General features: G+C 49.6%; 18 protein-coding genes and 2 pseudogenes. 2 read left to right on the top strand and 18 right to left on the bottom strand.

All coding sequences use genetic code 11. From position 1 onward, the window contains the following. Nucleotides 1-66 precede the first annotated feature (66 nt). The 4 genes and pseudogenes from ACP158_RS05085 to ACP158_RS05070 all read right to left on the bottom strand — a co-directional run bounded on the left by ACP158_RS05085 (nt 67) and on the right by ACP158_RS05070 (nt 2,538). Entirely contained in the window at nt 67-459 is a 393-nt protein-coding gene (locus ACP158_RS05085) for a hypothetical protein (protein ID WP_424947875.1), read from the bottom strand. A gap of 68 nt (nt 460-527) precedes the next feature. Next, a pseudogene (locus ACP158_RS05080) lies at nt 528-686 on the bottom strand (hypothetical protein); the annotation flags it as partial. Nucleotides 687-853: 167 nt separating this feature from the next. After that, entirely contained in the window at nt 854-1,363 is a 510-nt protein-coding gene (locus ACP158_RS05075) for an RloB domain-containing protein (RefSeq protein ID WP_424947874.1), read from the bottom strand. Beyond that, the gene (locus ACP158_RS05070) at nt 1,363-2,538 is read right to left on the bottom strand and encodes an AAA family ATPase (protein WP_424947873.1); all 1,176 of its coding nucleotides are present in this window, start codon (nt 2,536-2,538) and stop codon (nt 1,363-1,365) included. The genes ACP158_RS05075 and ACP158_RS05070 overlap by 1 nt, the downstream gene beginning before the upstream one ends. 268 nt (nt 2,539-2,806) lie before the next feature. Between ACP158_RS05070 and ACP158_RS05065 the strand changes: the two genes are divergently transcribed. Beyond that, a complete protein-coding gene (locus ACP158_RS05065; RefSeq protein WP_424947872.1) occupies nt 2,807-3,286 on the top strand; it encodes a thioredoxin family protein in 480 nt (159 codons plus the stop codon). A 272-nt stretch (nt 3,287-3,558) separates the two neighbouring features. Here the strand turns inward: ACP158_RS05065 and ACP158_RS05060 are convergent, their stop codons facing one another. From ACP158_RS05060 to ACP158_RS05040, 5 genes are all read right to left on the bottom strand, one after another. After that, a complete protein-coding gene (locus tag ACP158_RS05060) occupies nt 3,559-5,055 on the bottom strand; it encodes a reverse transcriptase domain-containing protein (RefSeq protein ID WP_424947871.1) in 1,497 nt (498 codons plus the stop codon). A gap of 831 nt (nt 5,056-5,886) precedes the next feature. After that, nucleotides 5,887-6,417: a shikimate kinase gene (locus ACP158_RS05055; protein WP_424947870.1), complete on the bottom strand. Its 531-nt coding sequence runs from the start codon at nt 6,415-6,417 to the stop codon at nt 5,887-5,889. A gap of 257 nt (nt 6,418-6,674) precedes the next feature. Next, nucleotides 6,675-7,499, bottom strand: coding sequence for a zinc-binding dehydrogenase (locus ACP158_RS05050; protein WP_424947869.1), 825 nt, complete (start codon nt 7,497-7,499; stop codon nt 6,675-6,677). Next, a complete protein-coding gene (locus tag ACP158_RS05045) occupies nt 7,430-7,816 on the bottom strand; it encodes an alcohol dehydrogenase catalytic domain-containing protein (RefSeq protein WP_424947868.1) in 387 nt (128 codons plus the stop codon). The genes ACP158_RS05050 and ACP158_RS05045 overlap by 70 nt, the downstream gene beginning before the upstream one ends. Next, nucleotides 7,813-8,988, bottom strand: coding sequence for an aminotransferase class III-fold pyridoxal phosphate-dependent enzyme (locus ACP158_RS05040; protein ID WP_424947867.1), 1,176 nt, complete (start codon nt 8,986-8,988; stop codon nt 7,813-7,815). Before ACP158_RS05040 ends, ACP158_RS05045 begins: the two co-directional genes overlap by 4 nt. Before the next feature lie 500 nt (nt 8,989-9,488). Here ACP158_RS05040 and ACP158_RS05035 point away from each other — a divergent pair, with 500 nt between their 5' ends. Continuing rightward, a complete protein-coding gene (locus ACP158_RS05035; RefSeq protein WP_424947866.1) occupies nt 9,489-12,008 on the top strand; it encodes a penicillin-binding protein 1A in 2,520 nt (839 codons plus the stop codon). Between the two features lie 105 nt (nt 12,009-12,113). On the opposite strand, the gene rpoH is transcribed toward ACP158_RS05035, so the two are convergent. The 9 genes and pseudogenes from rpoH to petA form a co-directional block, all read right to left on the bottom strand. After that, on the bottom strand, nt 12,114-12,974 hold the full coding sequence (rpoH, locus tag ACP158_RS05030; RefSeq protein ID WP_424947865.1) for an RNA polymerase sigma factor RpoH: 861 nt from the start codon (nt 12,972-12,974) through the stop codon (nt 12,114-12,116). Nucleotides 12,975-13,254: 280 nt separating this feature from the next. Continuing rightward, nucleotides 13,255-14,012: pseudogene (locus tag ACP158_RS05025) on the bottom strand (TSUP family transporter). 167 nt (nt 14,013-14,179) lie between these two features. After that, a complete protein-coding gene (hslU, locus tag ACP158_RS05020) occupies nt 14,180-15,505 on the bottom strand; it encodes an ATP-dependent protease ATPase subunit HslU (protein WP_424947864.1) in 1,326 nt (441 codons plus the stop codon). Between the two features lie 57 nt (nt 15,506-15,562). Then, nucleotides 15,563-16,102, bottom strand: coding sequence for an ATP-dependent protease subunit HslV (gene hslV / locus ACP158_RS05015; protein ID WP_424947863.1), 540 nt, complete (start codon nt 16,100-16,102; stop codon nt 15,563-15,565). A gap of 157 nt (nt 16,103-16,259) precedes the next feature. Beyond that, complete coding sequence (locus ACP158_RS05010) at nt 16,260-16,739, bottom strand: ClpXP protease specificity-enhancing factor (RefSeq protein ID WP_424947862.1); 480 nt, start codon at nt 16,737-16,739, stop codon at nt 16,260-16,262. A 58-nt stretch (nt 16,740-16,797) separates the two neighbouring features. Then, entirely contained in the window at nt 16,798-17,433 is a 636-nt protein-coding gene (locus ACP158_RS05005; protein ID WP_424947861.1) for a glutathione S-transferase N-terminal domain-containing protein, read from the bottom strand. A 48-nt stretch (nt 17,434-17,481) separates the two neighbouring features. Beyond that, entirely contained in the window at nt 17,482-18,639 is a 1,158-nt protein-coding gene (locus ACP158_RS05000; protein ID WP_424947860.1) for a cytochrome c1, read from the bottom strand. Next, nucleotides 18,636-19,865 carry a cytochrome b gene (locus tag ACP158_RS04995; RefSeq protein WP_424947859.1) on the bottom strand — a complete coding sequence of 410 codons (1,230 nt, stop codon included), beginning with the start codon at nt 19,863-19,865 and terminating at the stop codon, nt 18,636-18,638. Before ACP158_RS04995 ends, ACP158_RS05000 begins: the two co-directional genes overlap by 4 nt. Further along, on the bottom strand, nt 19,862-20,470 hold the full coding sequence (gene petA / locus ACP158_RS04990) for a ubiquinol-cytochrome c reductase iron-sulfur subunit (RefSeq protein WP_424947858.1): 609 nt from the start codon (nt 20,468-20,470) through the stop codon (nt 19,862-19,864). Before petA ends, ACP158_RS04995 begins: the two co-directional genes overlap by 4 nt. Between the last annotated feature and the right edge of the window lie 163 nt (nt 20,471-20,633).

Here is a 20,633-nt window from a genome sequence, read left to right as displayed (position 1 = left end):
GGCAACGCCGTTTTAGTGTCTGGCTACGCCAGACGCATTTTTAACTGGATTCCCGCTTCGCTCCATTTATTCGTCACATCCGCCTACGGCGGAAATGACGAAACAGGAGCGGCGAGAATGACGAATGAAAGGGCAATAGTAAAGTGAAAAGACAAAAGCGCGTTGAGAAGCCAAAAGCACATTGAGAATAAGGAGTTCGGCTACGCCGAACGGTTTAACAACTGGATTGCCCGGAACAAGCCGGGCAATGACGAATGATAGGTAACGGTGAATTGAGAGGACAAAAGCGCGTTGAGAAGCCAATGGCACATTGAGAATAAGGAGTTCGACTACGCCGAACGGTTTAACAACTGGATTGCCCGGAACAAGCCGGGCAATGACGGGTTGGGGGGTAATGGTGAATCGGGAGGTATGACTCTCTTTGCAAAGCCAAAGGCAAACGAGAATAAAAAGTCCCACTATGCCGGACTATTAGTGACATCACGCGCAGCGTGACACTAAAACGTGCTTTGGCGTAGTCGGACTCTTCAATTATCCTGTTTCTTCGTCAACTCCATACTGCTCAGAATAACGATTACAAAACCGCTTGTGTTGCTGATACGGAAAAACATCGTATCGTTTGTTTTGCCGGATGTCGTTCTGCACTTTTTCCAGTAGGCGGGTTGCAGTAATTCGCCGTGGTGGGCGAGGAATCGTTCTTTGAATTTGGGGTGGTTGACTACGAAACTTTCAAACTGTTCCGGGAAAAATCATTCTCGTTGATGTGAAACCACGGCTCATGGGGGAGGTTGATGAAGCAAGAACATAGCCACCGGACAATCGGCTATCCAATGTTTGCTCGGAGCATCTGGGCTCAATCATCAAAAAAGAAACTATCGAGAATTTTGCTCAATGCAGGGATGTTGCTACGCCGTTGATCGAGAATGTCGCGTGTCAGCAGCTCTTGATAACTTTCTTGCGTTGTTAGCGGGGCGGAGAAAATTTTTCCACATTGTTGCTTGCATTGTTTACTTGTGCGAGGCACGGATTTACCAAGCATTGCGAGCAGCAATCCTTCAAAACAAGGTTCGGATTCAACCAGTTGAATATTGTGTTCGTCTGCTTGCTTGCGAACGCTGTCTTTAATTGCAATATCTGTATCCAAAAGCGTCAATATCCGCTCGGACTCAAACCGACGAGATCGCCTGACGGCGTAATTCACGATGTATTCAGGCCCTTTACCTTTGGCAGCATGGATTTTAACCGCTACACCACAACCACGAAAGATATACAGCGATTTGAGATGCTTGAAAAATACCTGTTCGGTTTTGCCCTCGCCAATCAGCAACACGGTATGGCGTGCGGAGAGGTTGGGTTGCTTCATCAGATATCCGGTGTGGCACCGTAAGCACCGGCACGATACTTTCCATAGTAGTTGTCATCCCGCCGGATGCCTTGCATCTCATCCAATCGCCACGCTTCACTGCTGTTATCATTTTTTTCAACCAGCAGTATTTGCTCTTTCAGCAATGTATCCATCACATCAGGGATATAAGAAGTAAAGATAATCTGTGCATGATGCGGGTTGCTATCAGTATCCGTGAAAAGGTCCAACAAAGCCATAACCAGATCCGGGTGCAAGCCATCATCCAGTTCGTCCAGAACCACTACGCCCCCGTGTTCCAGTACGGGCAGGATTTTCTGAAGCAGCCTCAGGGTTGTTTGCGTACCTTCAGACTCGGCCCAAAATGGCAACTCAAATGACCTGCTACCTTGACGATGTATGCCATATGGCAGTGCCCAAGCGCGTTTCTTGTTTGGTTTTTTGTTTGTATCAGATACCATTTCAATAGTGACATCCGACAAGCCTAAGTCTATTTGACTCATAAACTTTGCCATCTTTTTACGAAGTTCTGGGTGTTCGTGAAAAAATCGTGCAATCATTTCCATGCTCAAGTCCTGACTATAATAAAAAGGGCTATGGGTGCTGATACGGCCAAAATAATCCGCCAACTTGCGCGCGCCAGGCACATTGTATTGAGATGCCGTTGAGATTAGCGATGCATTGGAGCGCACTCGCTCTGCTTGCTTCTGAGAGAAACCAAAATCTTTCTGCCGAATTTCATAACCACCTTGGACCCAGTCACGACGGAACATATAGCGGTAGGTGGTATTGGTCTTGCGATGCAACGATTCATGCACAACCTCCAGTAATTGAATAACTAGGCGGTAACGATAACGGTCGCCATCGAGTTCGAATTCCACCGCGATCTCACTGACACCATCTTCATAAAGTCGATGACTATCAACCATAATCGGGTCATCAGGATCGCCAGCGAACGAGTGCCTGACAAACCAACCCAGGAAAGACAGCACTTGCAGGACATTGCTTTTACCCGCGCCATTGGCACCTTGCACCGCCATCATTTTTGACAGGCGAACGCCCCGGGGGGTTTGGAAAACGGAGCCGGTTTCTGGCGTGTGGTGATTCAATACAAAAGAAACCTCGGCTTCTTCGGCGAACGACCAAAGGTTTTTGAAACGGTATTTATAAAGCATAGTGGGATTCTCCAGTTTGGATATTAATCAAAATATAACCTAATTTCGTTGATTATTGACTTATATCCAGATTTATCAAGTTATTTATCTCTGTTTTTGCACATTTTCCGTAAAACTAAAGAACTTTGCCGATCAGATGAAAACCCTTAGGTGTCGGGTTCGTAATTAATTCAGCCCGCGGCAAGACCTACTTCTGTGGCGTTCCAGGAATGACGGCGTAACGATTTTGGGTTACTATTCAACTAATAATTTCAAATTGGCGAAAAAAATGGCAGCACTTGAAACACCCATATGTGAGTTTGGATTACCTGCTGTGGATTTTAGTTTACAAGGTGTTGATGGAAAAACCCGGACACTGAATGATTGCGCCGGGGGAAACGGATTGCTGGTGATGTTTATCTGTAATCATTGCCCATTTGTCAAAGCCGTTATCGATAGAATCGTTGGTGATGTCAGCAGCCTTGAGAAGTATGGGATAAAAAGTGTAGCGATTATGCCAAACGATCCTGACGATTATCCCGACGACTCTTTTGACAATATGAAGCGCGTATCCGATAAACATAATTTTACCTTTCCATATCTGATCGACGAAAGCCAGAAAATCGCGGAAGGTTATGGCGCGGTTTGCACCCCGGACTTTTTCGGCTACAACGCCGATCTCCAACTTCAATACCGCGGCCGCCTGGATGAAAGCGGAAAAAATCCGGCAAAACCGGGCGTCCGTCTGGGGAGATTGGGGTCAGAGTAGAAATTATTGGGGCTTTGGGCCAGGTTTTTCTGACTTCTAAAATCTTTCACTCCCAAACGCTATACAGCTATTTGTTGCATTTCTCAGGTCATCATGCAATGAATCTATTTGCTTAACAAATAATTTCTACTCTGACCCCAATCTCCAATGCTTTATTAAGTATCACAGGGCGAGTGAAGCGTCTAGTTTAGCAGAAAACTTTAGTTGTCATTGCTAAACCTGATAAGGGCGTTAGCCCGTCCGCGTGTAGTGCCTTGTTATGTGTTTCTTGCTTAGTAATCATAATCCATTGACTCAGGATTCATGACACTTTCAATTCCACGATTCTCTAGTCCTTTTTCTAGAGCGCGTTGTATTAACATAAAACTTGGTATTTCCAGTAGTGATTTCCCATGCACCTTATTATGCTTAAAACTCATAGGAATATCAGTGCAATGAATATTAAATGGAAAAATATGAGAACAATCATACCCCCATTTCTTCAGTAGTTTATGTCTTAATTTTATTGCCCTACAAATTACTGACACAAGCCAGCCATCAAGCGCCCGTAATTGTTTCTGATCATTTACAAGTGGGTAGAAGCTCATAATACCCTTGAAATATACCCTCTTAGTTCTTCCATTAATGTAATTCCGAAGCTGTTGACCGTTCAACCCACCATACATATACCGTCTGATTTGCATTATTGCCGTTAATAAAGCTGGGTCTTTATCATTTGCTGGGATTATCAAGCCTTTAAGTTCTGTCCCACTCAAAGGCTGTATTAGATTTCGATAAAGTAAGTATGATATTTGCTTTTGTATTTTCTTTATTGAGGCATCTTTGATTGATACTGAATGCATAGATATTGAATAGCCAAGAAACTCAACATTGGTCTTTGTGTTTTTTATCTCTGCAGAAAAATCTTCTTGCGTTAATAAGCTAATACCATCTGATTTTTTGGCATTAATTGAAATACCTGATGATAATGAGAATTCGTTTATTATGGTGAATACATCGCATATTTTCTGGTAATCTGGACTCCAAATCACTGTGTCATCGGCATAGCGAGCAAATTTCAATCCAGCTCTTTCAAGGCTTAAATCGAGTTGCCAACAAACCAAATTTGCGAGAAAAAGTGATATTGAGGTTCCTTGCGGGATGCCTACCTCTCCATTTTCAAGGAATGCGTTAATTACAAATCGTTCTTCTGCACTAATATAGAATCCATTTCTTTTGTACTGGTCTTTTAAATACGTGTGAGATATAGAGCCAAAAAAATCAGAAAAATCGAATTCAGCAATAAATAACCTAGCATTCCTAGATATGTCTAGCCATATATCCTGAATAGCAAAGTGTACATTTCTATCATTTCTGTACGCATATGAAAAAGAACTAAATCGGTGTTTGTTTTTAGCAAGCAGTCGGTTGTAGTAGATTTTTGATACCGCAGCATCTGGTATCTGATAAATAGCCACAGCCCTAGATCCACCACCTGCTTTTGGTATGTTTTTGATATAGGGTGAATAAGGCTTATATGTTTTATCAGCTATTTTATTTGCAATAGAACGAGCTATACTCTTGCTCTTTTTCTTAACATAAAATGGATTAAATTTTCTATCTTCTTTCCAGTAATTTGGTGTCTTGATAGTTTTTTTCGGTGGTGTGGATAGTCTTTTTGTATTCCTTACATATTCGTGATGCAATCCATTGTGATACGCATGATGTCTAAGAATCAGTTTGTCTGACTCTTCTTTAATAATCTTGCATAGATATTTTTCTAAATTCATTATATTTCTAAAAAATAAAAGGCTCGATCAAAAGACCGAGCCTTCCACGGATGCAACCACGATAAAAGTAAGTTTTCATATGTTTGGAAAAGGTTTGAAGCTTTTCCCCCAGGAGATTGCCAAAATGGCAATCTAAAGGGCATCCGTTCTTTCCCTTGGAAAGTGTCTACTATTGTAACATTTTGTGGTCTACCTTGTACACATAACATTAAAACTAAGCAAGTAGCGTTAGCCCGTCCGCTTGAGTGATTAGTTAGGATGCGCTTTGCTTTTTGCCGTCCGCGTACAATTGCCTTGTTATATTATTTCTCGTAAAAGACTTCATACACGGATGCGTGTTTTTCTTTTTCCAGTAGAAAGACATCATCTTCCGGATAGTATTTTGCAAGTTCAGGTTCGGCGCCTGCAAACTTCTTAATGGACTCTAACGAATCCCAAATGGTTACAAGAAGGAAATGCGCTATTTTGTTTTCGTTTCTACGCTGAAAATACAGTTTCAATAACCCATCAACAGAATCATAATCTGGTACTGTTTTTCACTGCTGTCCCATTAACAGACAAAAAAGATGGTCTGATTCGCTCTGAATTTATACAATGAGTCTACCGACAACTTATTGAATCAAATAGGAGAATCAGACCATGGCGCATTGTAACACCGTTTTATCGCAGATCCTCAAATGGGTGCCGAGATGGGGGTTATTGGCAGATTTTTGCTCCTGCAAAATCGGCACTTCCACCTTCCTTGGCGGTCGTTGATTGGATTCGCAGGCTCTCCTTCTGCATCGGAGTGCCGAAGGTATCTGAGCTTATACAGTGCCAGCGTTTTTTATTTTATCCCCTTGCCGGGCAGTCGGCTGAGGTGATCAAGGAGTATATTTCTCTGGCGCTGGCGCTCGCGGAATCCGCGCCGGCTTCGACGATGATATCGGCCTCGTCAGCATACAGCGGATCGCGCTCCAGCATAAGTTGGGTTAGTTTGGCTTTCGGGTCAGGCTGTTGCAGCAGCGGTCTGGTTTGACAGTCCTTCAGACGTTGCCACAAAATTTTCAAGGATGCCCGCAGATAGACCACCTGGCCGTGTTTGCGCATGACCCGCCGATTCTCCGGTCTTAATATGATTCCACCGCCGGTTGAGATAACCGCCTGGCGGCCAGCGCTTGCCTCGGCCAGCAGTTTTGCTTCCCGATCCCGGAAACCAGATTCCCCCTCGATCTCAAATATATGACTTATTGAAACCCCGGTTCGTTGTTCAACAAGTTGGTCGATATCGATGAAATCAAGCAATAATAGTTCTGCCAGTTTTCGGCCAACCGTGGTCTTTCCAGCCCCCATCAACCCGATCAAGTAGACGTTACCTTGCAATCGCATCCCACATGATTTTGATTTATGATTTTGATTTCTGCGGCTAACCCGCTATTTTGTCCAAGTATTTCAATCAGCGATATGATCAAGACCCGTATGCGTTGGTGAATAGACTATGGCATAGCCAGCACAGGATCAATTAATGATCATTTTAGCATAGCGGGATTGCTTATGATCTCAGTAACCTTTAATGGGTCACATCCGATTGACGGGTAAAACGTCCATGGTCTCGACCGCACCCTGATTGATCGGATTGCCTACAACACCAAAATCTGGCGCAGGGCGGAACCATCCGCCATGCGGTCAAATCCTTCATTCAAATCATCGAATGTGATTCTATGGCTGGTCAACCGATCGATGGGGAGTTTGCCGTCTTGAAATAACCCGATATAGCGGGGTATATCCCGGCTGGGCACACAGCTTCCCATATAGCTTCCCTTGAGCGTCCGCTCCTCGCCGACAAGACTCAGAGGCGACAGGGTGATCGATGCATCGGCTCCGGGCATGCCGGCGGCAACGGTGGTCCCGCCCCGGCGAGTTACCTTATACGCCAAATCGAGCGCCTGCGGCACACCCGCCGTTTCAATGGCGATGTGCACACCACCGCTGGTCGCGGTTCGCACGCGCTCAACGCAGTCGTCATTTTCATTGTTGGCGTTGAACGCTTCATGCGCGCCAAACTGCAGCGCTAACTGGAGTTTGTCATCGTTAATATCCACGGCAATCACGCGCCCGGCGCCCGCGGCGATGGCCGCCAGCAACGCACTAAAACCAACCCCACCGAGACCGATGATGGCAATCGATTGTCCGAGCCTGAGGCACGCAGTGTTGACCACGGCGCCAACGCCGGTAATCACCGCGCAACCAAACAATGCGGCCTGCTCGAAGGCAACGCCCGGGTCTATCTTGACCAGTGCGTTTTGCGAAATGACCGCAAATTCGGCAAATGCCGCAACCCCTGAGTGATGGAATATACGGTTGCCGTTTTTATGCAGACGCGTGCCACCATCCATCATCGTGCCCGCCATATTCGCTTTTGTTGCCGGCAGGCACAGGGCCGGCCCGGTCGACACATTTCGCATTGACCGCAACTGGACACGTAAGTGGTCACGACGTGGTCGCCCACCTCGAAATCGTCCACGTCGGCGCCCATTTCGGCAACAACACCAGCGCCTTCATGACCAATGACCATCGGCGTCGGCTTGGCCCGTTCACCATTGATGGCAAGCAAATCCGAATGGCACAGGCCGACCGCCTTGATTTGTATGAGCAACTCGCCTGGTGCAGGCGGATCGAGTTCAATTTCCTCAATACTCAAGGGCTGGCTTTGGGTAAACGGATGCGGTTTTCCCGACTCCCATAGGACCGCGGCCTTGATTTTCATTGCTTTAATTTTCATTGTTGATTCCCATTGGCGCCATGCTGATGCGGCGGCCTGCCGTTGCCGGCCTCGGCCTGGTTGATTGACGCTTCCAGAATGTTCATCCCGTGGTCGATGATTTCCATTGGTGTGGACAACGGCACCAGCACACGAATGACATTTCGCGTCGGTCCCGCGGTGATCAGGATCAAGCCTTTCGAAAGCGCGATGTTGACGATCTCAGCGGCCAGGTCGCCGTCGGGCTCGCGCGTTTTCTGGTCAGCGACAATCTCAATGGCGTTCATGCAGCCCAAGGCACGGACATCACCGATACAGCTAATGGCGTTGTTGTTCCTCATTGCCTTGAATCGGCGGTCAATATAGGCGCCCAGTTTCAGGCCTTGTTCGAGCAGGCCGTCCTCGGCGATGACATCAAGCACGGCAAGCGCCGCCGCGCAAGCGACCGGATTGCCGCCGAATGTGCCGCCAAGGCCGCCCGGTGGCACGCTGTCAATAATATCAGCGCGACCAACAATGCCCGATAACGGCAGCCCGCCGCCCATGCTTTTGCCAACGCATGTGAGGTCAGGGGCAACCCCGAAGTGCTCCATGGCGAACATCTTTCCAGAGCGGCCAAACCCGCTCTGAATTTCATCGGCAACCATAACGATGCCGTATTGGCTGCAAAGTTCGCGCAAATAGGCGATGAACGCCGGCTCGGCGACGTTGTAACCGCCTTCACCTTGAACCGGTTCAAAGAAGGCGGCGGCGATTTGCGTGGGTTCGACATCGCTTCTAAACAAAGTGTCGAACGCGCGTTTGGTATCATCAAGGGTGACACGGTGGTACGCGTCTGGAAAAGGCATACGGTAAATTTCTGTGGGGAAGGGTCGAAACCCGACCTTGAACGGGTTCATCCGCGCGCTGAGGCCCATCCCCATATACGAGCGGCCATGATAACCGTTGGTGAACGTCAGCAACGCCGGGCGGCGCGAATGGTGGCGCGCGTCCACCAACTCACCACCGATCAAGATACTACCGGCGTTCTGCTGCTCCAGGCCGGCGATGATGCGCAACAGAGTCGATTTGCCGCAACCGGACGGACCGACCAACACGATGAACTCACCGTCTTCGATATCAAGCGACACCCCCTTCAGCACAGCAACCGAGCCGAAGGACTTTTCAATCTCACGTATGGTCACACCGGCCATGTCAATCCCTCAAAGCCCCATTACCATTAATTTGCTTGATTTTCTTTCTTGATTGAGTCGATACGCCCGATTCAGGACATAATGAAAAATCACGGCTGTTGCATAAATCTGAATCAAAAAAGGCTTAAATTTCAACCAGTCGGCACAGTAGTCACTGTGAGACTGGACTCGGACCTTAATCGTAACACGGTTTTTTCGGTTTTCTCGCCATGGCTAAAATTCATCGTGACCTTCGATGCGACACCTGTCAAACCAAGCCATTGCAGCATCCCTTTTGCGCCCATGTTTGAAGGTTATGTTTAAAGGTTATGTTCGATTTTGGTTTGTGGCGGCCATTGACGGCAGACGGATATTTCAATCAAGCGTAACAACGCCGCTCCATTAGGGCTATAATAACCTCCAAAATCATAGTTTTGAAAGATTTTTTCCGCGTAACATCTTAATCTCCACAACCGATATAAAATATCACTGCCAGCGATTATGCCCGCATGAGAACGCTCTTGAAAATCATCCTGAAACTGTTCTCGATCGGGATTGTTTTTACCCTGACAATGGCGATTGGACTCGCGCTTTATGCGGCGACATTGTTGCCTGGTCTGCCCACTGTTGAGGAAATCCGGGAAGTTCCCCTGAATATTCCGCTAAGAATCTATAGCGCGGACAACAAACTGATTGGAGAATATGGCACTGAACGGCGCATACCGCTTAGTTTGGATCAAATGCCGCTATTGTTGATCGACGCCGTTCTCGCCACTGAAGACGACCGGTTTTATCATCACACCGGGGTCGATTTTCCCGGCCTGGCCAGGGCCGCGATCAACAACTTTTTGAGCAGGTCGCGCGGGCAAGGCGCCAGCACTATCACCATGCAGGTCGCGCGAAATTTTTTCCTCAATCCTGAAAAAACATATACCCGCAAACTGAAAGAAATCCTGCTCGCTTTTAATATGGAGCGCGCATTGACCAAGGACGAAATTCTCGAACTATATTTAAATAAAATTTTCCTGGGTCACCGCGCATATGGCTTTGCCGCAGCCGCACAGGTCTACTACGGCGAAGATCTGTTGAATTTGAGCTTTCCCGAAATTGCCATGCTCGCCGGGTTGCCCAAAGCGCCGTCTCGTGACAACCCAATTTCCAACCCCGAACGCGCCCTGCAAAGAAGAGACTACGTACTCAAACGATTACATGGACTAGGCCGGATTGATGCCCTGAGTCTGGAAACCGCGAGCGCTGCGCCGATGACCGCCAGGCGCCATATCGCCAGCGTGGATATTCAAGCGCCTTATGTATCCGAGATGGCGCGTCAATTGATGTATGCCCGATTTGGCGAGGAAGTCTATCAACGCGGTTTTAATGTCACCCTGACCATTAACAGCACGTATCAGGCAAAAGCCAATCAGGCTTTGCGAACAGGCTTGCTGGATTACGATTTGCGCCACGGTTATAGGGGCCCGATAGATAAAATCGTATTAGATGACTATCTTGGAATGGACTTTGAAGGCAAACTTCTAAAAGCGCTTGAAGCGTTCCCGGCGAGCAAGGAAATTCTGCCATCGGTGGTCACCCAACTGAATAAGGATTCTTTCCAGAGTTTGAGTCAACGCGGCGAAACAGTCACAGTATCCTGGAAAAATATGACCTGGGCCAGGCGATATATCAATGCCAACGCCATTGGGCCTGAACCGACCTCGGCGTGGGAGGTATTAAATGTCGGGGATATTGTTTATGTGCGGGAGTTGGCGAACGGCGCCTGGATGCTGTCGCAATTGCCAGAGGTTTCCGGCGCGCTGGTCAGCTTGAATCCCGAGAGCGGCGCCATCTTGGCGCTGGTCGGCGGGTTTGATTATTACTTGAGCAAGTTCAACCGCGCGATCCAGGCCGAAAGACAGCCGGGCTCCAACATAAAACCGTTCATTTATTCCGCCGCATTAGCGAACGGCTTCACTCCCAGCAGTTTGGTGAGCGCCGCGCCTATTGTCATCGGCGATTCGCTGGAGGGCGTGTGGCGACCGCAAAACTACAGCAAAAAGTTTTTTGGCCCAACCCCGCTGCGCAAGGCGCTGAGCCTGTCGTTAAACCTGGTGTCGGTGCGTTTGGTGCGGGCGATTGGAATTGACAACACGATTGACCACTTGGCAGGGTTTGGATTTGATCGCGAACAACTACCGAAGAGCCTTTCTTTGGCGCTTGGAAGCGCCTCAATCACGCCGCTGAATCTGGCATCCTGCTTTGCCGTATTGGCAAATGGCGGCGAGAGAGTGGCCCCTTTCCTGATCGAAAAAATCGAGGACGCTGACGGCCGACTCATCGAGTTACTACCGCCACCCTGTAAAAATTGTGATGAACATGCCGTCAGCCGTTATGGCGATGAGGAATTGGAAATTGCTCTTTCATTGGAAGGGAAGGCCGCACAAATTCTCGATCAAAAGACCGGCGCAGCCGATGAGTCCGGCTACCCCGGCGAAGCAAGTGAACCTGACCAAGCAAGTGAACCCGGCGATAGCACACTTGAAGAGGCTGTTTCTAAGCGGGCGATTTCACCACAAAATGCGTTTTTAATGCAAAGTTTGCTTAAGCAAGTCATCTTGTCAGGCACGGGTCGGCGCGCGCGCGCGCTCAAGCGCACCGACCTGGCGGGCAAAACCGGCACCACCAATAATTTTCGCGACGCCTGGTTCTCGGGGTTCAGCCCCGATGTGGTAACCACCGTGTTTGTCGGCTTTGATGAGCCGGCGCATCTTGGCCGGCGCGAATCCGGCGCAATCGCGGCATTGCCGATTTGGGTTGATTTCATGGGCCGGGTGTTGCAAGACTTCCCCGAAAAACCAGAAGTAATACCCGAAAACATCACTACTCGTTTTGTCAACAGGGCGAGTGGAAAACTCACTTCAGCGGATGATCCGGAGGGTTATTCCGAATATTTTTTAGTTGGCACTGAGCCCAGCAATGCAATCAACCCCTCCGGCAACGAGGGCGGTTTCGGTGACAATCAGTCTATCTCCGAATCACTGTTTTAACCCGATCTCGATAGCGTAGAATTGATAAGCCCAAATATCAAACAAGTCCGTTTTCGTGCAATAATCAAAACATACTCAGGGCGTGCCATGCCGCGTCAGGCCATGTTAGGCCTGAATCGAAATGACCTTTTTCATTTTTTCCATGGCGTGTTTTTCAATTTGACGAATTCTTTCAGCCGAGACGCCATACTCATCAGCCAACTTATGCAACGTCGGTTTGTCATCACTCAGCCAACGCCGCGTAACAATATCCTTGCTGCGCGCATCCAACTCGGTCAGCGCCGATGCCAACTGCTGGCTGCGTTCGCTGTCTTGCTCGCTGCCGCTAACCACAACCTCGGGATCATAACGACTATCGCCCAAATGTTGCGACGGCGCCAAATAACGCTCGTCATCGTCCTGATCAACCATTGCGTCAAACGCAACGTCGGTGCTGCTTAACCGCGATTCCATCTCGCGCACGGTTTTAGTTTCAACGTCAAGCTTTTTCGCAAGTTGGCTGACTTCCGCATTGTTCATCCAACCCAGCCGCGCCCGGCTTTTTCGTAAGTTAAAGAAAAGTTTGCGCTGCGCTTTGGTGGTGGCGACCTTGACCATACGCCAGTTGCGCAGCACATAATCGTAAATCTCGGCACGAATCCAATGCACCGCAAAAGACACCAGCCGCACATCACGACCGGGGTCAAAGCGCTTGACCGCCTTCATCAGCCCGATGCTGCCTTCCTGAATCAAGTCGGTGAGCGGCAATCCATACCCCATAAACCCTCGCGCCACTTTGACGACATAGCGAAGATGGGCCATTACCAGTTCCCGCGCCGCCTCCAAATCATCCTCATTGCGATACCGCAACGCCAGTTCACGCTCGCGCTCCGCGGATAAAATCGGCGCCGCATGCACGGCGCGCATATAAGTGGTCAGGTTATCGCCGATCGTTAAATCAATGGCGACGGGTAAGCTTTGGGTCATGGTTCAGGATTCTCTGTTGCGGATTAAAGTCAATTTTAGCACTCGTTCAAGTAGAGTGCTAATATTTTGAAAAGTTCCCATATTGCGTTCCAATATTGCGTTAGTGTTTCAAAATTTAGTATTTTAACGACTTTTGGACGTTATCGTAAATTTAGCGTTATTTAGTTGATTTTAGCCGATTTTACCCGAGATTCAACCGACTGCTTTACCCGCACCTCAGCATCCTGACTTAAACAGATTTCTCTCTTGCCCGGATTGATGGGGCCGCGATTGTTATACGTTACCAATAAGTCTTCAGTAAGATATTCGCTGACATTAAGAAACAAACCGAAACAACTACTGGTTTAATAATCAAAGAACCTTTTTCAAGAATCATTCTTGCTCCAATAGTTGCACCAATCAACTGCCTCCTATCATAATAAGACCTATGTTCCAATACACATCACCATATAACACAAAATATAAAAGCGACGAGATATTACTAACAAAATTCAGTATTTTTGAGTTAGCCGTTGCTTTGGGCAGGCTATACCCCAAAAGCATAACAAAAGCTAAAGCCATAAAACCGCCTGTACCGGGACCAAAAAAACCATCATAAAACCCAAGCAATGGACATGCCAAGAGAGCAAAAAATACAACTGTAAGTTTTTCCTTTCTGTCTTCATCACCAATATGCGGTGAAAAAAGAAAATACAGCCCCATTGATACCAATAATATCGGTAACAGCACAATTAGATTCTGGGCATCTATTTCCAATACAAGCCAGCTACCAATGACTGAGCCAATAAATGTTGCAATAATCGCTAATTTAATTTCTTTCAGGTTAACTGTTTTCTTTTTGATAAAATATAAAGATGCGGTTAAGGTGCCGGCGCTTCCTTGCAATTTATTTGTTGCTAACGCCGCAGCAGGCGGAAGTCCTGCTAATATTAAAACCGGTATTGTTATTAAGCCGCCGCCGCCGGCAATGGCATCAACCCAGCCAGCGATAATTGCAACACAGAATAACAAAATCAATATCTCAAAACTAAACTCCATCAAGAACATCTCCAAGCAAACCAATATAACTGTGGGGTGTCAATCAATGCCATAGTCGTCTCAAAAAAGCGAAACGACCGAGATCCCTTAAAAAGGCGCCGCGAACTCAAACTTGTTGTAAAGATTCATGATCGTCGCGCGCAGGCGGAAGGACGCCTGTCTGTCAATTACAAAATATACCTGGATAAATCCTGATCATCCGCCAAATCCTGCAAATAGCGATTGACATAATCAACATCGACATTAACCGATTGCCCCGATTTGTCCGCCGCCTCAAATGAGATCGTCTCCAGCAACCTTTCCATCACTGTATGCAGCCGACGGGCGCCGATATTTTCTGTTTGTTCGTTGACCTGCCAGGCCACTTCAGCAATGCGGTTGATGCCCTCATCGGTAAACTCCAACTGCACGCCTTCGGTATTCATCAATGCTTGGTATTGCTCGGTAAGCGAAGCATCCGGTTCGGTCAGGATACGCACAAAGTCGTCGGTGGTAAGCGCTTTTAACTCCACTCGAATCGGCAACCGCCCCTGTAACTCCGGGATTAAGTCCGAAGGTTTTACCAGTTGAAAAGCGCCTGAGGCGATGAACAAAATATGATCGGTTTTCACCATGCCGTATTTGGTTGAAACCGTGGAACCCTCGATCAACGGCAGCAGGTCGCGTTGCACGCCCTCCCGGGACACATCCGCGCCGCCATGATGATGCGCCGTGCGGCTGACGATTTTGTCTATTTCATCCAGGAACACGATGCCGTTCTGCTCGACATTCTCCAGCGCCTGCATTTTGATTTCCTCTTCATTGATGAGTTTGGACGCTTTTTCTTCGGTGACCAGCTTAAGGGCTTCCTCGACCCTGGTTTTTCGTTGGCGCGTCTTTTGGCCGCTCATGGCTTGAAACATTTCCTGCAGTTGGTTGGTCATATCCTCCATGCCCGGGGGCGCCATAATTTCCACGCCAATGGACGGATTGCTGACTTCGATTTCAATTTCCTTGTCATTTAATTTGCCTTCCCGGAGCAATTTGCGGAATCGCTGCCGACCAGCACTATCCTCATCCGCCGGTTCTCCGCGCGCTGGCGGCAATAAGATGTCCAGAATTTGCTCTTCCGCGGCATCCTCGGCATGGGCTTGCACTTTCTCAACCGCTTGCTCCCGGGTCATCTTCAACGACATATCCACCAAGTCGCGAATGATCGAATCCACCTCGCGCCCGACATAGCCGACTTCGGTGAACTTGGTCGCTTCCACTTTGATAAAGGGCGCTTTGGCAAGCTTCGCAAGCCGGCGCGAGATTTCGGTTTTTCCGACGCCGGTCGGGCCAATCATTAAAATATTTTTCGGGGTTATTTCAACACGCAAATCATCCTGCGCGATCTGCATTCTTCGCCACCGATTTCGCAGCGCGATGGCAACCGCGCGCTTGGCGTCCTTCTGCCCAATAATATGTTTGTCGAGCTCCTGGACAATTTCCCGTGGGGTCATTTCAGTCATCTATCTGGTCTCGCTGCTGGTATCACGGCCTGCTGGTATCAAGATTAGTAATCAAGGCTAGTAATCCAAACTTTCAATGGTCAAATAATCGTTGGTGTAAATACATATTTTGCCGGCAATGCCCAAACTTTTTTCAACAATTTTCCGCGCCGGCAATTTGGTGTTTTCCAGCAACGCCAAGGCCGCGGACTTGGCGTAGTCGCCGCCAGAGCCGATCGCCATCACCCCCTGCTCGGGCTCAATCACATCGCCATTGCCGGAGATAATCAGGGACGCTTGTTTGTCGGCAACCGCCAGCAACGCCTCCAACCGCCGCAGCATGCGGTCGGTGCGCCAGTCTTTGGCCAGCTCCACCGCCGCGCGCACCAGTTGTCCTTGATGTTTTTCCAGTTTGCCTTCAAAGCGCTCGAACAAGGTGAACGCATCGGCGGTGCCGCCAGCGAAGCCAGCCAGCACTTGATCGTGATATAGGCGCCGCACCTTTTTGGCATTGCCTTTCATCATGGTATTGCCGATGGAAACCTGGCCGTCGCCGCCGATAACCACCTGATTACCTTTTCGAACCGACAGTATTGTGGTTCCTCTAAATTGCTTCATGATATGCTTGAATTAAAGTGGGCGCGCCATTCTAGGTAATGCCCTATGCAATGCGGACTAAACCGGAATTTTCAAGACCCCTGAGCGTGCTGTCCTAAGCGTGCTGTCCAGGTGATGCCCAAGTGATGCCCAAGTGATGCCTGTCATACCGAAAAATTTATTTAACTAACTTCAAATGAGTGGGTGTGGCGTGTTTTGTATCCGAAGTTTTTGCCTTTGATTGTGATTTCTTTTTGGAGTGCGCTTTTGGGGGTTCTAGCGCGGTGTTTGTTGGTGGCGTAATGCCATTATCGTCATCTTGAAACACAATTCCCTGACCATTCTCGCGCGCATAAATCGCGAGAACCGCGGACACCGGCGCGGTAATCTCCATCGGCTCTCCGGAAAATCGGGCGGAACACCAGAACAACTCATTGCCAAGATCCAGCCCGGATACGGATTGGGGATGGATATTCAACACAATCTGGTTATCCTTGACATACTGCCCAGGCACCACCACATCGGATCGATCTGTCGCGATCAGCACTTGCGGGGTCAATCCATTATCCAGCGCCCATTCATAGATCGCGCGCATGAGATAAGGCTTGGTCGTCAGCGACCGATTGCGCACTTTGCCGCCGCTACGATTACTCGCCACTAGCGCCCGCCGCGATTAGCCACAACTAACACAGGATTGGCGAACGTGCAACCGGGCATCAGCGCAACTCAATTTCCTGAGCGCTCATGCTGGCATGAAATGCAGGCCGTTTAAACAGACGCTCGCTGTATTCAATTAGCGGCGCCGCCGGTTTCGGCAGTTCAATGCCCAATGCAGGCAAGCGCCAAAGCAATGGCGCAAAATACGCTTCGACCAAAGTGTAATCGCCGCCCAGAAAATAGGGTTGGCTGGAAAAAATAGGCGACAACGCCAGCAGTCCGTCGTGCAAACTCTTTCGCAATGCGGCAGAAGGCTTGGGCGTGCTGGTTTCGCCTAAATTACACACCGGTTGCAACCAATCCCGAGTCAATCTGGAAATGATCAAACGGGTTTTAGCGCGGGTTATCGGATCAACCGGCATCAGCGGCGGATGCGGAAAGCGCTCATCGAGATAGTCGATGATCACCCACATGTCGTACAGCGCGACATCCCGATCGATCAGGGTCGGGGTCTCGCCGTAGGGATTGTGTTCGCCGATTTTTGCCGGGTCGCCGCCGGCAGATATGTATTCCACCCCAAACTCGACGCCCTTTTCCAGAAGCACAATCCGGCAGCAATGGCTGAACACATCCAGCGCTCCCGACAACAGCGTCATGGTCGGTCTGCGCTCCGACAAGGGCAGGCTGGCGTTCATCGTTGGTCGCGCAGTGCAGGCCGGGGCGTTGGCGAATTTGTCCAGCGCCTAATCAATGTCACGCCAGTATTCCCGCTTCAGCATAAACGCCAGCGCGCCCAGCACGGCCAGAAACAGCATTGTCCAGAGCCCGTATTTAATCCGCACCATGCGCGCCGGCTCGCCCATGTAATACAGAAAATTCGTCAAGTCGCGCATGGCGTGGTCATACTCGTCTTTATCCATTTTCCCCGCGCGCACCAGTTCGAATCGGTCAAACACTTCGCCGCCGCCCTGCTCGGTCGCGGGCTTGAACACCGCGCGCTGGATTCCCTGCAATTCATAAAGCACATGCGGCATCGCCACATTCGGGAAAACCAGATTGTTCCAGCCGGTCTCAGTACTGTCATCGACATAGAACGACCGCAGATAACCATACAGCCATTCGGGGTCGCGCAGCTTGCCGATCAATGACAAATCCGGCGGCGCCACGCCAAACAATCGCTCGCCAGCCGCGGCGGACAGGGTCGTGGTCATGGCATCGCCAATTTTGCCGCCGGTGAAAATCATGTTGCGCTCAACCATCTCTTCTGGAATTTCCAGGTCGGCGGCCATGCGGTTGTAGCGCATGAACTTGGCGCTGTGGCACGACATGCAATAATTCACAAATAACTTGGCGCCATTTTGCAGCGATACCTTGTCGCGCAATGAAACCTCAACGCGCTCCAGCATGCCGCTCGATGGTTCAGCCGCAACAGCGAAAATCGAGGTTGTCATTGACATCGTTATTAAAGCCGTCATTAAGACCGTCATTAAGATCGGGGGCCGGATTAACTGTTTGCGCGTATCATCCCTGATTATTGCCATGGACGGCATGTAGGTCGCGGGCGCAGGATGCGCAGGAGCGACCGGCGTTCTGGCGAACTCGCTGCGCTCGCGAAAAAATTGCCAGGAGCAATTTTTCACGCAAGCCCCGAAGGGGTGAGTCTCATGGATGAGACGAATAAAAATCGCTCCGGGCGAAGTTTTGCGCGTATCATCCCTGATTATTGCCATGGACGGCATGTAGGTCGCGGGCGCAGGATGCGCAGGAGCGACCGGCGTTCTGGCGAACTCGCTGCGCTCGCGAAAAATCGCTCCGGGCGAAGTTTTGCGCGTATCATCCCTGATACGCGTTCTGGCGAACTCGCTGCGCTCGCGAAAAATCGCTCCGGGCGATTTTTTCATTCGGTAACTCTCTCCGGCACCGGCTTGGTTTTATCCATTTTGCTGTAAATCGGCATCAGCAGGAAAAACGCAAAATACGAAGCCGTAAAAATTTGGGCAAGCAGCGTTCGCGACCCGCCGGGCGGTTGCGTGCCCAGATACCCTAACATGACAAAGGAAACCACGAATACCGCCAACCAGGACTTGAATATCCAGCCCTTGTAGCGAATGGATTTGACCGCGCTTCGATCCAGCCACGGCAGGAAGAAAAACACCAGAATGGAACCAAACATCGCCAACACGCCCCAAATCTGGGTGCCAAATGCGCTCGGGATGGCGCGCAAAATGGCATAATACGGCGTGAAATACCACACTGGCGCAATATGATCGGGTGTTTTTAGCGGATTGGCGGGTTCGTAGTTAGGTTGCTCAAGAAAGTAGCCGCCCATTTCCGGCATAAAGAACACGATGGCGAAGAAAATCGCCATAAATACCACCGTGCCCATAATGTCCTTAACGGTGTAATAAGGATGAAAGGGAATGCCGTCCGCGGGCGCGTCCGCGCTCCATTTGTTGCCTTTAGGCCCTTGTTTAATTTCAACGCCATCAGGATTATTAGACCCGACTTTATGCAAGGCGACGATGTGCAGAAAAACCAGCCCGACCAAAATAAACGGGATTAAATAGTGAAAAGCATAAAACCGATTCAGGGTGACATCCGAAATGACGTAGTCGCCGCGAATCCACTCGGACAATGCGCCGCCGACAAAAGGCAGGGTTTCAAATAGATTGACAATGACCTGAGCGCCCCAAAACGACATCTGTCCCCAAGGCAGCAGGTAACCGAAAAAGGCGGACGCCATCATTGCCAGGAATATGACCATGCCGAAGATCCAAATCAACTCGCGCGGCTTTCGGTAAGACCCATACAGCAACCCGCGAAACATATGCAGGTAAATCACCACGAAAAACAATGACGCGCCGGTGGAGTGCATATAGCGGATGAACCACCCGCCCCATACATCGCGCATAATATATTCGACCGACGCAAACGCGAGCTCGGCATCGGGCTTGTAGTTCATCGCCAGCAATACGCCAGTGATGATCTGCAACACCAGAACCAGCAACGCCAGGCTGCCGAAAAAATACCAGAAGTTAAAGTTCTTGGGCGCGTAGTATTCGGAAAGATGTTCCTTGAAAACTTTGGTGGCCGGGAAGCGCGCGTCCAGCCAGGCCATAAAACTCATGAGGCCGCCTCTTCATCATCGCCGATTAGCAACACCGTGTCCGACAAATATTGATGCGGCGGCACCACCAGATTGGACGGGGCTGGAACGCCGCTATAGACGCGGCCGGACAGATCAAATTTTGAGCCGTGACAGGCGCACAGGAAACCGCCCTTCCAGTCGTCGTCAAACGACACAACGCCGATTTCGGGTCGGTATTTCGGCGAGCAGCCAAGATGGGTGCAGATGCCCACCAAAACCAGCACCTCGCGCTTGATCGAGCGGTGGGTGTTTTGGGCATAGTGCGGTTGCTGGCGGTCGCGGGAATCCGGGTCAAGCAACTTGTCATTCAACTCATCAAGCAGCGCAAGCGACTGCGGCGGACGATGCACCACCCATACCGGCTTGCCGCGCCATTTAACGATGATCTGCTGCCCGGGCTCGAGTTTGCTGATGTCAACTTCCACCGCGGCCCCGGCGGCTTTTGCTTTTTCGCTGGGGCTCATGCTGCCGGCAAACGGAATCGCCAGACCGGCAACCCCGGCCAAACCAACGCCGGATGTGGCGATGGTCAACAGGCGGCGCTTGTGATCCACCTGCTTGTAATCCGCCTGCTTGTTATCCATGTCCCTGTCGGTCCCGCGCCTGTCAGCCATGTCTAACCTCCACAAATGGGGAAATTCCTGAAATTGCCCTGAACATATCTTGCCACATTAACATAATTTATTTGGACTTAGACTAATTCCAGGACTTAAAAAACAGATGATTATACCAGAACACTAAAATTTG

It is taken from the genome of Candidatus Spongiihabitans sp. (assembly GCF_965247905.1).
GTDB lineage: Bacteria > Pseudomonadota > Gammaproteobacteria > Arenicellales > Poriferihabitantaceae > Spongiihabitans.
Note: the sequence above shows the minus strand (reverse complement) of the source record. Positions and strands in the feature narration are given on the sequence as shown.

Excerpts from the sequence above, each read along its gene's own strand:
- ACP158_RS05075 (WP_424947874.1), bottom strand. The coding sequence starts at position 1,363 with ATGAAGCAACCCAACCTCTCCGCACGCCATACCGTGTTGCTGATTGGC.
- ACP158_RS05070 (WP_424947873.1), bottom strand. The coding sequence starts at position 2,538 with ATGCTTTATAAATACCGTTTCAAAAACCTTTGGTCGTTCGCCGAAGAA.
- ACP158_RS05065 (WP_424947872.1), top strand. The coding sequence starts at position 2,807 with ATGGCAGCACTTGAAACACCCATATGTGAGTTTGGATTACCTGCTGTG.
- ACP158_RS05060 (WP_424947871.1), bottom strand. The coding sequence starts at position 5,055 with ATGAATTTAGAAAAATATCTATGCAAGATTATTAAAGAAGAGTCAGAC.
- ACP158_RS05050 (WP_424947869.1), bottom strand. The coding sequence starts at position 7,499 with ATGCGAAATGTGTCGACCGGGCCGGCCCTGTGCCTGCCGGCAACAAAA.
- ACP158_RS05045 (WP_424947868.1), bottom strand. The coding sequence starts at position 7,816 with ATGAAAATTAAAGCAATGAAAATCAAGGCCGCGGTCCTATGGGAGTCG.
- ACP158_RS05040 (WP_424947867.1), bottom strand. The coding sequence starts at position 8,988 with ATGGCCGGTGTGACCATACGTGAGATTGAAAAGTCCTTCGGCTCGGTT.
- rpoH (WP_424947865.1), bottom strand. The coding sequence starts at position 12,974 with ATGACCCAAAGCTTACCCGTCGCCATTGATTTAACGATCGGCGATAAC.
- hslU (WP_424947864.1), bottom strand. The coding sequence starts at position 15,505 with ATGACTGAAATGACCCCACGGGAAATTGTCCAGGAGCTCGACAAACAT.
- hslV (WP_424947863.1), bottom strand. The coding sequence starts at position 16,102 with ATGAAGCAATTTAGAGGAACCACAATACTGTCGGTTCGAAAAGGTAAT.
- ACP158_RS05005 (WP_424947861.1), bottom strand. The coding sequence starts at position 17,433 with ATGAACGCCAGCCTGCCCTTGTCGGAGCGCAGACCGACCATGACGCTG.
- ACP158_RS05000 (WP_424947860.1), bottom strand. The coding sequence starts at position 18,639 with ATGAAAAAATCGCCCGGAGCGATTTTTCGCGAGCGCAGCGAGTTCGCC.
- ACP158_RS04995 (WP_424947859.1), bottom strand. The coding sequence starts at position 19,865 with ATGAGTTTTATGGCCTGGCTGGACGCGCGCTTCCCGGCCACCAAAGTT.
- petA (WP_424947858.1), bottom strand. The coding sequence starts at position 20,470 with ATGGATAACAAGCAGGCGGATTACAAGCAGGTGGATCACAAGCGCCGC.